Annotated in this window: 12 protein-coding genes, 1 tRNA gene and 1 pseudogene; 8 read left to right on the forward strand and 6 right to left on the reverse strand. The window is 61.2% G+C overall.

Features of this window, described 5'->3' with window-relative positions; genetic code table 11:
- The 3 genes and pseudogenes from WBF74_RS10405 to WBF74_RS10415 all read left to right on the forward strand — a co-directional run.
- Window positions 1-285: pseudogene (locus tag WBF74_RS10405) on the forward strand (amino acid ABC transporter permease); the annotation flags it as partial.
- A gap of 3 nt (window positions 286-288) precedes the next feature.
- A complete protein-coding gene (locus WBF74_RS10410; RefSeq protein ID WP_424439207.1) occupies window positions 289-1,401 on the forward strand; it encodes an amino acid ABC transporter permease in 1,113 nt (370 codons plus the stop codon).
- 9 nt (window positions 1,402-1,410) lie between these two features.
- Window positions 1,411-2,193 (forward strand): amino acid ABC transporter ATP-binding protein, encoded by a 783-nt coding sequence (locus WBF74_RS10415; protein ID WP_424439210.1) that lies wholly within the window; start codon window positions 1,411-1,413, stop codon window positions 2,191-2,193.
- A 74-nt stretch (window positions 2,194-2,267) separates the two neighbouring features.
- On the opposite strand, the gene WBF74_RS10420 is transcribed toward WBF74_RS10415, so the two are convergent.
- The 4 genes from WBF74_RS10420 to WBF74_RS10435 form a co-directional block, all read right to left on the reverse strand.
- Window positions 2,268-2,786, reverse strand: a complete 519-nt coding sequence (locus WBF74_RS10420) for a GNAT family N-acetyltransferase (protein WP_424439213.1) — start codon at window positions 2,784-2,786, stop codon at window positions 2,268-2,270.
- Window positions 2,787-2,824: 38 nt separating this feature from the next.
- Window positions 2,825-3,673, reverse strand: coding sequence for a 3-mercaptopyruvate sulfurtransferase (gene sseA / locus WBF74_RS10425; RefSeq protein ID WP_424439216.1), 849 nt, complete (start codon window positions 3,671-3,673; stop codon window positions 2,825-2,827).
- An 18-nt stretch (window positions 3,674-3,691) separates the two neighbouring features.
- Window positions 3,692-4,690: a cysteine synthase A gene (locus WBF74_RS10430; protein ID WP_424439219.1), complete on the reverse strand. Its 999-nt coding sequence runs from the start codon at window positions 4,688-4,690 to the stop codon at window positions 3,692-3,694.
- Between the two features lie 106 nt (window positions 4,691-4,796).
- Window positions 4,797-5,411, reverse strand: coding sequence for an NUDIX domain-containing protein (locus tag WBF74_RS10435; RefSeq protein ID WP_424439222.1), 615 nt, complete (start codon window positions 5,409-5,411; stop codon window positions 4,797-4,799).
- 153 nt (window positions 5,412-5,564) lie between these two features.
- Here WBF74_RS10435 and recQ point away from each other — a divergent pair, with 153 nt between their 5' ends.
- A complete protein-coding gene (gene recQ / locus WBF74_RS10440) occupies window positions 5,565-7,385 on the forward strand; it encodes a DNA helicase RecQ (protein WP_424439225.1) in 1,821 nt (606 codons plus the stop codon).
- A gap of 56 nt (window positions 7,386-7,441) precedes the next feature.
- Here the strand turns inward: recQ and WBF74_RS10445 are convergent.
- A tRNA-Asn gene (locus WBF74_RS10445) sits at window positions 7,442-7,516 on the reverse strand.
- A 162-nt stretch (window positions 7,517-7,678) separates the two neighbouring features.
- On the opposite strand from WBF74_RS10445, the gene WBF74_RS10450 reads away from it, so the two are divergent.
- Window positions 7,679-7,933, forward strand: a complete 255-nt coding sequence (locus tag WBF74_RS10450; protein WP_424439228.1) for a hypothetical protein — start codon at window positions 7,679-7,681, stop codon at window positions 7,931-7,933.
- A gap of 3 nt (window positions 7,934-7,936) precedes the next feature.
- On the opposite strand, the gene WBF74_RS10455 is transcribed toward WBF74_RS10450, so the two are convergent.
- Entirely contained in the window at window positions 7,937-9,013 is a 1,077-nt protein-coding gene (locus tag WBF74_RS10455) for a polysaccharide deacetylase family protein (protein WP_424439231.1), read from the reverse strand.
- 147 nt (window positions 9,014-9,160) lie between these two features.
- On the opposite strand from WBF74_RS10455, the gene WBF74_RS10460 reads away from it, so the two are divergent.
- From WBF74_RS10460 to WBF74_RS10470, 3 genes are all read left to right on the forward strand, one after another.
- Window positions 9,161-10,432 (forward strand): GNAT family N-acetyltransferase, encoded by a 1,272-nt coding sequence (locus tag WBF74_RS10460; RefSeq protein WP_424439234.1) that lies wholly within the window; start codon window positions 9,161-9,163, stop codon window positions 10,430-10,432.
- A 5-nt stretch (window positions 10,433-10,437) separates the two neighbouring features.
- Window positions 10,438-11,826, forward strand: coding sequence for a flippase (locus WBF74_RS10465; RefSeq protein WP_424439237.1), 1,389 nt, complete (start codon window positions 10,438-10,440; stop codon window positions 11,824-11,826).
- A 15-nt stretch (window positions 11,827-11,841) separates the two neighbouring features.
- Window positions 11,842-12,291, forward strand: a 450-nt coding sequence (locus tag WBF74_RS10470; RefSeq protein WP_424439240.1) for a hypothetical protein, incomplete at its 3' end; no start/stop codon positions are given.

The following is a 12,291-nucleotide window of genomic DNA, read 5'->3' on the forward strand; positions in this document are numbered from 1 at the left end:
CTCAAGGAGAGCACGACGCTGCGGCTTGTTGTTATTCCGCAGGCGCTGCGGCTCATCATTCCGCCGCTCACCAGCCAGATCCTCAATCTCACCAAGAACTCATCGCTTGCCGTTGCGATTGCCTATCCTGATCTCGTTGCGGTTTTCTCCGGCACCGTTCTCAACCAGACGGGGCAGGCGATAGAGGTGATTGCGCTCACCATGGCGGTTTATCTCACGCTGAGCCTTCTCACCTCGCTTGCGATGAACTGGTACAATGCGCGTATTGCGCTGAAGGGGCGGTGAGCTATGGTCATGGATGATGTGACAGGTCGTCCCGCCCACCGTCGCAAGAAGAATGCGGCCCCTGTCGAATGGGTAAGGCGCAATTTCTTTTCGAGCGTCAGCAATACGCTTCTGACGATCGTGTCGCTTTATCTTCTCTGGCTCACCATTCCGCCTGTGCTCGATTTCACGATCTTCAGCGCGGTGTGGACGGGGACGACGCGCGATGCGTGTCTGGAGCCGGGGGCAGGCGCGTGCTGGCCCTTTGTCTGGGCGAATATCGACCAGTTCATCTATGGCCGCTATCCGCCTTCGGAAATCTGGCGCGTCAATCTCACCTTCGCGCTTGGCGTTGCCGTTATCGTGCCGATGCTCATCCCGGGGCTTCCGGCGCGGCGCCTCAATCTTGTCTTTCTGCTGATTGTCTATCCGCTGGTGGCGATCGTGCTTCTCGCGGGCGACAGGCCGGGGCTTCCGCCCGTGCCGACGAGCGAATGGGGCGGGTTGCTTGTTACGCTTGTTGTCGCCGTCACGGGTATCGTCGCCTCGCTACCGCTTGGCGTATTGCTGGCGCTCGGACGGCGCTCCGGTATGCCCGCGATACGGATGGTCTGCATCATCTTCATCGAGTTCTGGCGCGGCGTGCCGCTCATCACCGTGCTTTTCATGGCAAGCGTGATGCTGCCGCTCTTCCTGCCGGAAGGGGTGAACCCGGATAATCTGCTGCGCTGCCTTGTCGGCGTGGCGCTCTTCTCTTCGGCCTATATGGCGGAAGTAGTGCGTGGCGGCTTGCAGGCGATCCCGGCGGGGCAGTATGAGGCGGCGCGTGCGCTTGGCCTCAGCTATTGGCAGACGATGATGCGTGTGGTGCTGCCGCAGGCGCTGCGCCACGTTATTCCCGGCATCGTCAATACCTTCATCGGTCTCTTCAAGGATACGACGCTGGTGCTTATTGTAGGCATCTTCGATCTGCTTGGGCAGGTGCGTGCGCAGCTCAGCGATCCGAGCTGGAGCCTGCCTCAAGGCGCGCTGACCGGCTATATCTTTGCCGCGCTGGTTTTCTGGGCATTCTGCTTCGGCATGTCGCAATATTCGAACTTCATGGAGCGGCGGCTCGATACATCGCGCGGACGCTAGGAGAACAGCATGTCAGATGGAAACGACAAACCGGCCCGCACTCTCACCATCTCCGACAAGGTGATGATCGAGATGAAAGGCGTGCATAAATGGTTCGGAGATTTCCATGTGCTGAAGAATATCGATCTCACGGTGAAGGAGGGTGAGCGCATTGTCATTGCGGGGCCGTCCGGCTCCGGCAAGTCCACGCTTATCCGCACGATCAATCATCTGGAACCCCATGATGAAGGGCATATCTGGATTGACGGTGTGGAGCTGACGGAAGACCTGAAACGCATTGATGAAGTGCGGCGCGATGTCGGTATGGTGTTCCAGCAGTTCAACCTGTTTCCACATATGACGGTGCTTGAGAACTGCACGCTGGCGCCGCTCTCTGTGCGCAAGATGCCGGAAAAGGACGCGCATGATCTCGCGATGAAGTTTCTGGAGCGCGTCCGCATTCCCGAACAGGCGAACAAATATCCGGGGCAGCTTTCAGGCGGCCAGCAGCAACGCGTGGCGATTGCCCGTGCGCTTTGCATGAACCCGAAGGTCATGCTGTTCGATGAGCCGACTTCGGCGCTTGACCCCGAAATGATCAAGGAAGTGCTCGACGTGATGGTGGAGCTTGCGCAGGAAGGCATGACCATGCTTTGCGTGACCCATGAAATGGGCTTCGCGCGCGAAGTGGCAAACCGCGTTGTCTTCATGGATGCGGGCGAAATTATCGAGGAAGCACCGCCGCAGGAATTCTTCAGCGCTCCGAAGAATGCGCGGACGAAGGAGTTTCTTGCGCAGGTGCTGGCGCATTAGGCGACCGGGAGTGCCTGATTTACGCCGTCATGCGCGGGCTTCATCCGCGCATCCATGTCGTTGATGCAAACACATCAATCCGGCTCTTCCAGTTCCACCTCTTCCTGCCCGCAAGGGGTAAAGCCCATGCGTTGATAGAGGGGGAGCGCGCGGCGATGGTCGAGCGTGCAGGTCTGGACGATGAGGCGGCCGGGTTTGCGTGACCAGGCAGTAAGGATTGCCTCGCGCAGCATGAAGCTACCGATGCCAGAGCCGATATGTTCCGGCATGAGGCCGAGGAAGGAAAGTTCGACCTGCGGCATGGAGCGGAAGTCGAGTTCGAAATAACCCGCTGGCGACCCGTCACAATAGAGCACGCAGATCATTACTTCCGGGTCATGGATTATGCGCGCCAGCGCTTCATCGGAAAGGCGCTTGCGGTTCACCCAGAAATAGTCGCGGCCAACCGTGTCATAGAGATAGCGGTAGAAATGGATTGGCGGCTTTTCCGCGCGCATGAGCGCGAATTTGCCGTGCGGGCGCGGGCAGGGCGGCAGGCGCGGCTCTGCCAGCATCTCCAGATGGGTGACGATTGTCTTGCGCTTCCTGCCCATATCGATCTCTGTTCATAGCCAGGGAGCAAGGCCGTCTGTCATGTTTCGACAGGCAGGCCCTTGTCTGCGCCCCATTCGGCCCATGAGCCATCATAAACCGGAACATGCGGTTTTCCGAGAACGGCAAGACCGAGCGCGAGAATGGAAGCAGTGACGCCCGAGCCGCAAGTGGTGACGACGGGGCGCGATAGATCAATGCCCGCTTTCTCGAAAAGTGCTTTCAGTTCATCGGGCTTCTTCATTGTGCCGTCACTCGCCACAAGCTCGCTTGCCGGGAGATTGAGGCTGCCGGGAATATGCCCGCCACGCAGGCCGGGTCGTGGCTCCGGCTCCTTTGCACAGAAGCGGGCGGCGCTTCGCGCGTCCAGCACCTGCTCGTCGCAGGTGTCGAGATTGCGCAGCATCGCGTCACGGTCGCGAATGAGGGCGGTGTTGCGTCTTGCAGTAAAGTGGCGTGCGGAGTGGCGCGGGATAATGTCTGTCAGCGGGCGGCCTTCCGCCTTCCACTTTTTCAGCCCGCCATCGAGCACTGCTACATCTTCATGCCCCATGACGCGGAACATCCACCAGACGCGTGCGGCACTGAAAAGCCCCGCACCGTCATAGACGATGATGCGGTTGCCATCACCCAGGCCCATGGCGCGGACGCGCGACGAGAACTTTGCCGGGTCCGGCAGCATGTGCGGATAGGGGCTGTCGAGATCGCAAATCTCGTCAATATCGAAGAAAACGGCACCCGGAATATGCGCTGCCGCATATTCGGCTTTCGGATCGCGCTGCGCCTGCGGCAGATACCAGGAGGCATCGACAACGCGAATGTCCGGCGCGTCGAGACGGGCCGCGAGCCATTCGGTTGTTACCAGCGGGGAGGCGGCCTCATCTGCCATCGGCGTGTCTTTCAGCGATCAAAGCCAGTCCGGGGCAGGAAGGTTCTTTTCCTTCAGGAAGGCCGGATTGAAAAGCTTGCTCTGGTAGCGGGTGCCATAGTCGCAAAGGACGGTGACAATGGTGTGACCCGGGCCGAGATCTTTCGCCAGCCGGATTGCGCCCGCGATGTTGACGCCGCTGGAGCCGCCGAGGCAGAGACCTTCATAACGCAGCAGATCGAAGATGATGGGAAGCGCTTCCTCATCCGGTATCTGATAGGCGCGGTCGATGGGCGCGCCCTCGAGGTTCGCCGTGATGCGGCCCTGACCGATGCCTTCGGTGATAGAGGTGCCTTCGGCCTTCAGCTCGCCATGCTTGTAATAGTGGTAGAGCGCCGCGCCCATCGGATCGGCAATGGCGATCTGCACGTCCTTGTTGCGCTCTTTCAGCGCCATGCCGATGCCCGCCAGTGTGCCGCCCGTGCCGACAGCGCAGACGAAGCCATCGACCTTGCCATCTGTCTGCGCCCAGATTTCCGGGCCGGTCGTTTCGATATGGGCCTGCCGGTTTGCCACATTGTCGAACTGGTTTGCCCAGATGGCGCCGTTCGGTTCCTTCGCGGCAAGTTCTTCGGCGAGACGGCCGGAATATTTCACGTAGTTGTTCGGGTCCTTGTAGGGAACGGCCGGAACCTCGATCAGTTCAGCCCCGCAGAGCCGCAGCATGTCCTTCTTTTCCTGCGACTGCGTTTCAGGGATCACGATCACGGAGCGGAAGCCGAGCGCGTTGCCCACCAGCGCAAGGCCGATGCCGGTATTGCCTGCCGTGCCTTCAACGATCACGCCGCCCGGTTTGAGTGCGCCGCGGGCCACCGCGTCCTTGATGATGTAGAGCGCCGCGCGATCCTTCACCGACTGGCCGGGATTCAGGAACTCCGCCTTGCCGAGAATGTCGCAGCCCGTTTCTTCCGAGGCGCGCTTCAGCCGAATCATGGGGGTGTTGCCGATCGAGTCGACGAGGCCGTTCTTGATATCCATGAGCGTGTTTTCTGTTTTCGTGGGCGGGGTGCCACGCCGGAAAGGCTGGTGGTGCCAACATACGGAGCGAGGCAGCCGGGTTCAAGCGGTGGCGAAAAACCCCATCTCAGGCGAGGTTTTGACGGTTCAGCATAAGCCATTGAATCAAAAGGATTGTCTTTGCGTCCACAATGCGCCCGTCCTGAATGGCCGCATGGGCTTCCGCGAGGGAGACGAGCACGGCACGGATGTCTTCATCTTCCTCTGCAAGCCCGTGCAGCCCGCCCACGGATGAGAAATCACCCATGCCGATAAAGAGATGGGCGCGCTCGCCATAGCCGCCCGGCGATGACCATACGCTCGTGACGGGATGGACCGAAGTGACGCTGCATCCGGCTTCCTCTTCCGCCTCGCGACGTGCGACTTCCTCCGGCGTTTCTCCTTCGTCGCGGATACCGGCGACCGCTTCGAAAAGCCATGTCGCCTCGCCCCAGACGAGGCCGCAGGTGCGGAACTGTTCGATCAGCACCACCGCATCAAGGGCGGGGTCATAGGGCAGCACGTTCACGACTTCTGCGATGGTATAGACATCGCGTGTGATCTCCCGCGACCACTCGCCACCGAAACGGCGGTGCCGGAAGATGAAGCGTTCAATCTTTCCCCAGCCACGGCCTATCACCTCGCGCGAGCGAAGATCGATGTCGGCAAGGCTGCGTGGTGTGGGAATGAGGCGGGATTCCATGTCGGACTCCGGTAGTGAAAGGAAGGATGCGCCAAGCTAGCAGGCCCGGATGACAAATGCGTCAGCCTTTCGGGTTTGGTTCGCGGCGCGGGGTGGTAGCTTGGGGCCGCGCAAGAGTGAGTCGCCCGCGCGGGTTTTGAGAGAAGAGTTGCCATGTCCGATGCTGAAAAGGTTCTGAAGGAGGTATTCGGCCTTCCCTCGTTCCGTGGTCAGCAGGCGGAGATCGTTCGGCATGTCGTTGAAGGCGGCGATGCGGTTGTGTTGCTGCCGACGGGTGCAGGCAAATCGCTCTGCTATCAGATACCCGCGATCTGCCGGAAAGGGGTGGGCGTTGTTGTCTCGCCGCTCATTGCGCTGATGCGCGATCAGGTGGAAGCCTTGCGTCAGTCGGGCGTTGCAGCGGCGGCCCTCAATTCAACCCTTTCGCCGGAGGAGGCGCGGCGGGTGCGCGATGATCTCGCGGCGTGCCGTCTTGATCTTCTCTATATCACGCCGGAGCGGCTGGCGAGCAACGGCTTCACGGAGTTTCTCTCGCGCATTCCGCTGGCGCTCATCGCGATTGACGAGGCGCATTGCGTCAGCCAGTGGGGACATGACTTCCGGCCGGAATACTTGCAGCTTGCATCGCTCAAGGAAAAGTTTCCCGGCGTTCCGCGCCTTGCGCTGACGGCGACCGCGGACCCGCAGACGCGGGGCGATCTGATCCATCGCCTGCAGCTTGATGAGGCGCGCGTTTTCTCGGCGAGTTTCGACAGGCCGAACATCTCCTACACAATCGCACGGAAGGATAATGCACGGCGGCAGTTGCGCGCCTTCCTTGAGACGCGGAAGGGCGAGAGCGGCATTGTCTATTGCCTGAGCCGCCGCAAGGTGGAAGAGACGGCGGAGTGGCTGGTGGAGGAAGGGTTCACGGCGCTGCCTTATCACGCGGGGCTGGATCGTGAGGTGCGTGACGCCAATCAGGATGCATTTCTGAAAGAGGAAGGGCTAGTGCTTGTCGCGACCATTGCCTTCGGCATGGGGATCGACAAGCCGGATGTGCGTTTCGTCGCGCATCTCGATCTGCCTTCAAGCGTCGAGGCCTATTATCAGGAAACGGGCCGCGCGGGGCGCGACGGGCTGCCTGCTGCTGCCTGGATGGTCTATGGCATGGGCGATGCCACGCTTCGCCGCCGCATGATTGATGAAGGCGCATCGCCCGATGAGGTGAAGCAGGTCGAGCGGATGAAGCTCAATGCGCTGCTCGGCATTTGCGAGACGGTTGCCTGCAGGCGGCAGGCGCTGCTGGCGCATTTCGGCGAGGCGCATGGCGGCGAATGTGGCAATTGCGATACCTGCCTTGAGCCTGCCGAGCTATGGGACGGGACAGAAGCCGCCCGCAAGGCGCTATCGGCGATCTATCGCACGGGGCAGCGCTATGGCGCGGGGCACATCATCGATGTGCTGCTCGGCACCATGACGGAGAAAGTGGAGCGCGCGGGTCATCACGAGCTTCCGACCTTTGGCGTGGGCCGGGAGCTTGATCGAAAGGGCTGGCAGTCCGTTTTCCGGCAGCTTGCCGCACGCGGCATCATTGCTGTCGATCATGCGGCCTTTAACGCGCTGACTCTTGAGGAAGAGGCGCGGCCCGTCCTGCTCGGCCAGCAGAAGATCGAGCTTCGGCGCGACCCGGCCCTGTCAGGCGGGCGGCGCAGAGGCGCGGCTACAGAGGCGGAAGCCTGGGCGTCGCCGGAAGATGAAGCTCTTTTTCAGGCATTGCGCGCGGAGCGGCTGCGGCTTGCCAAGGAGCAGGGCGTGCCGCCCTATGTGATTTTCCACGATACGACCTTGCGGGAGATGACGCGGCGGCGTCCGGCAGATGCGGCGGCGCTTGCCGACATTCCCGGCATAGGCGGCGCCAAGATCTCGCGCTACGGCAAGGCCTTCCTCGCGGTGATAGGCGAGGCGGAGGGAATCGTCACGCGCGCGGGCTGAGGACCGGTCGGACCTGCCGCTTCGCTGATCTGGCTTGATTTCTGGAAGAGAGAGAATGGCTCCCCGGGCCGGATTCGAACCAGCGACCAACCGGTTAACAGCCGGTTGCTCTACCACTGAGCTACCGGGGAGCAGATCGACAGGGCGCTCGACACGCCGTCGATGTGGGCTGCGTATAGCAAAGACATTCGGCCCTTGCCAGTGCAAAAGTCTTGTTCTTGCCACCTTTCGGCTCTATCTGCCCAAAGGAAGCGGTTCTCGCCGCTGAGGATATCTCCGGAGATTGGAATTTCATGGCGGCGGTACGATTCGGTAGCAGGAAAGTGCATGTCCCCGGGCCGCCTCTCGTCCGGATTGTCCTGGGAATCATCCTGATCTGCGGCGGGATACTCGGCTTCCTGCCGATTCTTGGTTTCTGGATGCTGCCGCTGGGCGTGCTCGTGCTCTCGGTGGACCTGCACCCTGTGCGGCGCATAAGGCGGCGGGTCGAGGTCTGGTGGGGCCGCAGGCAGCAGACCAAATCCGACGACGCCTCGGGTGCGGTCTGAGCCTCAATCAATGCCGAGGGAGCGGATCGGCCGGGCAAGGGCAAAGGGCAGGCCGCTCATCAGCGCTTCCAGCATCCGCAAATCCTGAAAATCACCATTGAGCGAAAGCCGGGGCAGGCTCCACATGCGCCGCGCGTGGCCGGGATGGATCATCCCCTTGCGCGTTGTGGTGGCGGAGCGGAAGCCGAGTGCTTGTGCCAGCGCAAAATCGCGCGGGCCGGCGGAGCCGGGGTCTCCATAGGGGTAGGAGAAGTGGCGCGGGCGACGCCCAAGCTCTGCCTCCATCCGCGCGACACCTTTTTCGATGTCGAGGCGCGCGTCGCGTGCGGAAAGGCGGGCTTGTGCGAAATGGGCCGCGGTGTGCGCCTCAACGCTTGCGAGCGGGTGGGCGGCGAGGGTGCGTACCTCATCCCAGTTGAGCGCGAGTTCGCGGGTCAACTCTCGCATGTCGATGCCGTGGGCTTCTGCAAGCCCGCGCACCTTTGCGCGTAAATCTTCTTCCGGCAATTCGCGCAGCGGCCAGTAGATGCGCTTCCAGGCGGCGTTCTTTTCTTCAGACGTCCGCGTGGGCAGACGCAGCGGCCCGTCCGGCATGTCGATTGCCACTTCATCTGCCTTTGCGATCACACGCTCCAGCGCCACCCACCAGATTTCGGCATCGCCATCCGGCAGGCCGGTGGTGAGATAGAGGGTGAAGGGTGTGTCGTGGCGGGCAAAGACGGGAAGGGCGTCTGTCAGATTGTCGCGGTAGCCGTCATCCAGCGTGAAGACAGCGAACCGCTCCGAGCAATCGCCTTCTTCAATCCGCGTAACGGCTTCATCAAGGCTCACGCAGCGATAGCCGCGGTCTTTTACGAAGCGGATCGTGCGGTCGAGGAAGGACGGCGTGATTTCGAGGATTCGGTTCGGCGCGAAGGCCTTGCCCTCATCCTCGCGCACCCGATGCAGCATGAAGATGACGCCCATGCCTGCGAGTGATTTCGGCGCGAGGCGGCAGGCGCCGCTCGACTGGAGGGCGAGCAGGGCCTTTCCCATCAGCGATGGTCTTTGCGCAGGGGTGGAACGGGCTTCCTCGATCATGCGGCGCAGTTTGCCCTGCAAAGGTTAACGACGTGCAACTTGCACGGCGCTTGCAACGACAGGGGCAGATGGCATGACGCGTCCAGAATCGGGAAACGATCGCTCGCGCCATGCCGCAAAGAGACATACAGCAAGGCGAGGCCCCCTATGACGCCGCTGACCACCGCGTTTGAGCGTTTTACCGATTTGGCCGGTTTCGCGACCGGCAGACAGGCTGAAAACAGCCCTGTGCGCCAGCAAAACCGCGCCGGACGCCCGGAAATCCTGCTCTCGGTCCATGAAGATATCGAGCCGCTGAAGGAAGTCTGGCAGGTGCTGGAACGTGACGGCGACGGCACGCCTTTCCAGAGCTATCTTTGGGTTTCCGCATGGCAGCGCCATATCGGGACGAAGCAGGGCATTCGTCCCGCGATTGTCGTGGGATGGGACAATGAAGGCGGTGCGCTTTTCATCTTTCCGCTCGGTGTGCAGCGCGGCTTTGTCTGTAACAAGCTCGTCTGGCTCGGTGGCGACATCACGGATTATCAGGGGCCGCTGCTCGCCAGGGATTTCGTCTGGCATGTAAGCCCGGCGCAGTTTCCGAACCTCTGGGCCGATATTCGTGAGATGCTGCCCATTCACCATATGGCGGCGCTGAGCCGGATGCCGGAGCGCATTGGCGGGCAGGCCAACCCCTTCATGACGCTGGGTGGCCTTCGTCGTCACGCTTCCTCGGCGCACTGCACGGTGCTGAAGGAAGATTGGGCGACCTATTACAATGAGAAGCGCTCTTCCGGCAGCAAGAAGCGCGACAAGCAGAAGCGCCGCAAGCTGGAAGAGCTGGGCGAGGTTTCCTTCATCACGCCCGCCACGGCGGAAGAGCGGGTTGCGTGTTTCGATGCGCTTGCCAAGCAGAAATCAGTCGCCTTTGCGCGGATGGGCGTTGCCAATTTCTTCGAGAAGCCCGGCCATCTCGATTTCTACCGCGACCTCGCGACCAACCCGGAGGCGGAAGAGCTTTTCCATCTCAGCCATATGCGCGTCGGCGACACGGTGGCCGCTACAAGCTGCGGGCTCAGCTTCGGCGGGCGCTACCACTACATCCTCGCGGCCTATGACGAGACGGCGGAGACTGCGCGTTTCAGCCCCGGCATGGCACAGCTCATGGAACTGATGGCCCATGCCACGGAAGAGGGCCACACCGTTTTCGACTTCACGATCGGCGACGAGGCCTACAAGGAGCAGTGGTGCGAGCTCGAAGTGCCGCTCTATGACCATTTCGAGCCGGACACTTTTGCAAGCTGGGCCGTTCTGGGGCCGAAGATTGCCTATCTTCGGGCTAAACGTTTCATCAAGCAGACGCCGGTATTGTGGCAAGGGTTTACCCGGTTGCGTGCCGCGTTCGGTGGGTTTTTCTCGGCACATACTGCCCGGGCGTAAGGGCTATGACGATGATTTCCGCCGCTGCTTTGCCGCAACCTCTCAGACGGGCTGCCGGTCCGCTCATAGCGCGTCTTCAGGACGGGCATCTGAGCGGGGTCGTGCGCGGCGCTGCCTTTGTCATGGGTATTCGCATCGCGGGTGCGGCTATTGCGCTTCTGAGCCAGGTGCTGCTCGCGCGCTGGATGGGTGCCTTCGAGTACGGTATTTTTTCTTATGTCTGGGTATGGGTCATCATGCTCGGCATTGTGGTGCCGCTCGGCTTCGGCACCTCGGTTCTGCGGTTCATTCCTGAATATCGGACGAAGGAACGCTGGGCGCGTCTGACGGGCTTCATCCGCGCGTCGCTTGGTGTGGTGCTGCTCTCCGGCTTCGTGGCGGCGCTCGCTGGTCTGCTGCTGCTGTGGAGTCTGCGCGGGCACATCGAAAGCTATTATGTCTGGCCGCTTGCGCTCGCCCTTTTTTGTGTGCCTGCCTTTGCCATGACGGACTGGCAGGAGGGTGCGGCGCGCGCCTTTGGCTGGGTGAACCTCGCCTATATTCCAGCCTATATTCTGCGCCCGCTTCTGATTGTGCTTGCAGCAGGCGCGCTGCTTTTTGCGACGGGCGGTGCAACGGCCATGCAGGTCACGCTTGGCGCGCTTGGAGCCTCGGTGCTGACGGTGATCGGCCAGCGAATTGTCTTCATGCGCCGTTTGCGGCAAGCCGTTCCGGCGGCAAAGCCCGTCTATCACACGAAATACTGGGTTGCGGTTTCGACGCCGCTCGTGCTCGTCGAAGGCCTTTATCTGCTGATGACGAATACCGACATCGTTCTGCTCGGCTATTTCGTTGATCCCGATCAGGTTGGCTTTTATTTCGCGGCAACGCGCATCGCCAATCTTATGGCCTTCATCTTCTTCTCGCTGAACGCTCTCGCCGTGCCGAAATTTGCAGAGCTGCATGGCGCGGGCAAGCATCAGGAATTGCAGCGCTTTGTGCGTGGTGTCATTCACGCGATGTTCTGGCCGACGCTCCTCGCCGGTGTGGCGTTGCTGCTTGTCGGCGAATTTGTGCTCGAGCTTTTCGGTGAAGGGTTCGAGACGGGCTATCCAGTGCTTGTCGTTCTGATGCTTGGTTTCCTTGCGCGCTCCGCGACGGGCCCCACCGAATATCTGCTCAACATGACCGGCAATCAGAACATCGTTGCCGTCATCTATGCGGCGGCGGCCATTGGGAATATCGGGCTAAACCTGCTTCTGATCCCGAGCTACGGGACGATGGGCGCGGCGTCCTCGACGGCGATTTCAGTTCTGATCGCGACGCTTTGCCTTGCGATGGTGGTTCGCCGCCGCCTTGGCATCACTGCATTCATCTTGTCGGTCGGGCGCGGCTGCGCACAACAATCTGCCTGAGTGAAGGAAAGTTCTGTGACTGATATTGGCCGTCCTCCCTTTCGCTTTCGACTTCCGGTTCGCTCACAGAGCATCAACAGCGAGCTTTCCGTGGTCACACTTTCCCATGCCGCGCGTTTTCTGCATGAGAGCCCGCCCAGTGCCGACATCATCATTCTGGAAAGTGCCGATGCGCTGACGCCTTACCTGGCGGAGCTTGAGGCGCTGAGTGCTGCTTCTGCGGATACGAACAGCCAGTTTGAAGCCTATTCGCTGACGGCGGCGATGGAGCATCTGAAAGGCGGCTCGAAGGTGCGGGTGGCACTGGTATGGACTGACGCTGGTGAAGGAGGATCGCGCCAGCTGATCGGTGCCTTTCCCTATTTGGCGTCGTTCGGTTTCTTCGGCCTGCCGCTGCCGGTCTGGCGCGTCTGGTATCACATCCATTCCTATATCTGCACGCCGCTGCTGCGCGCGGGCCATGAG

It is taken from the genome of Parvibaculum sp. (genome assembly GCF_049672805.1).
In the GTDB taxonomy this organism is placed as follows: Bacteria; Pseudomonadota; Alphaproteobacteria; order Parvibaculales; family Parvibaculaceae; genus Parvibaculum.

What these genes read in the sequence shown, in the direction of transcription:
- WBF74_RS10410 (WP_424439207.1), top strand. Translation starts at nt 289, where the DNA reads ATGGTCATGGATGATGTGACAGGTCGTCCCGCCCACCGTCGCAAGAAG.
- WBF74_RS10415 (WP_424439210.1), top strand. Translation starts at nt 1,411, where the DNA reads ATGTCAGATGGAAACGACAAACCGGCCCGCACTCTCACCATCTCCGAC.
- WBF74_RS10420 (WP_424439213.1), bottom strand. Translation starts at nt 2,786, where the DNA reads ATGGGCAGGAAGCGCAAGACAATCGTCACCCATCTGGAGATGCTGGCA.
- sseA (WP_424439216.1), bottom strand. Translation starts at nt 3,673, where the DNA reads ATGGCAGATGAGGCCGCCTCCCCGCTGGTAACAACCGAATGGCTCGCG.
- WBF74_RS10430 (WP_424439219.1), bottom strand. Translation starts at nt 4,690, where the DNA reads ATGGATATCAAGAACGGCCTCGTCGACTCGATCGGCAACACCCCCATG.
- WBF74_RS10435 (WP_424439222.1), bottom strand. Translation starts at nt 5,411, where the DNA reads ATGGAATCCCGCCTCATTCCCACACCACGCAGCCTTGCCGACATCGAT.
- recQ (WP_424439225.1), top strand. Translation starts at nt 5,565, where the DNA reads ATGTCCGATGCTGAAAAGGTTCTGAAGGAGGTATTCGGCCTTCCCTCG.
- WBF74_RS10450 (WP_424439228.1), top strand. Translation starts at nt 7,679, where the DNA reads ATGGCGGCGGTACGATTCGGTAGCAGGAAAGTGCATGTCCCCGGGCCG.
- WBF74_RS10455 (WP_424439231.1), bottom strand. Translation starts at nt 9,013, where the DNA reads ATGATCGAGGAAGCCCGTTCCACCCCTGCGCAAAGACCATCGCTGATG.
- WBF74_RS10460 (WP_424439234.1), top strand. Translation starts at nt 9,161, where the DNA reads ATGACGCCGCTGACCACCGCGTTTGAGCGTTTTACCGATTTGGCCGGT.
- WBF74_RS10465 (WP_424439237.1), top strand. Translation starts at nt 10,438, where the DNA reads ATGACGATGATTTCCGCCGCTGCTTTGCCGCAACCTCTCAGACGGGCT.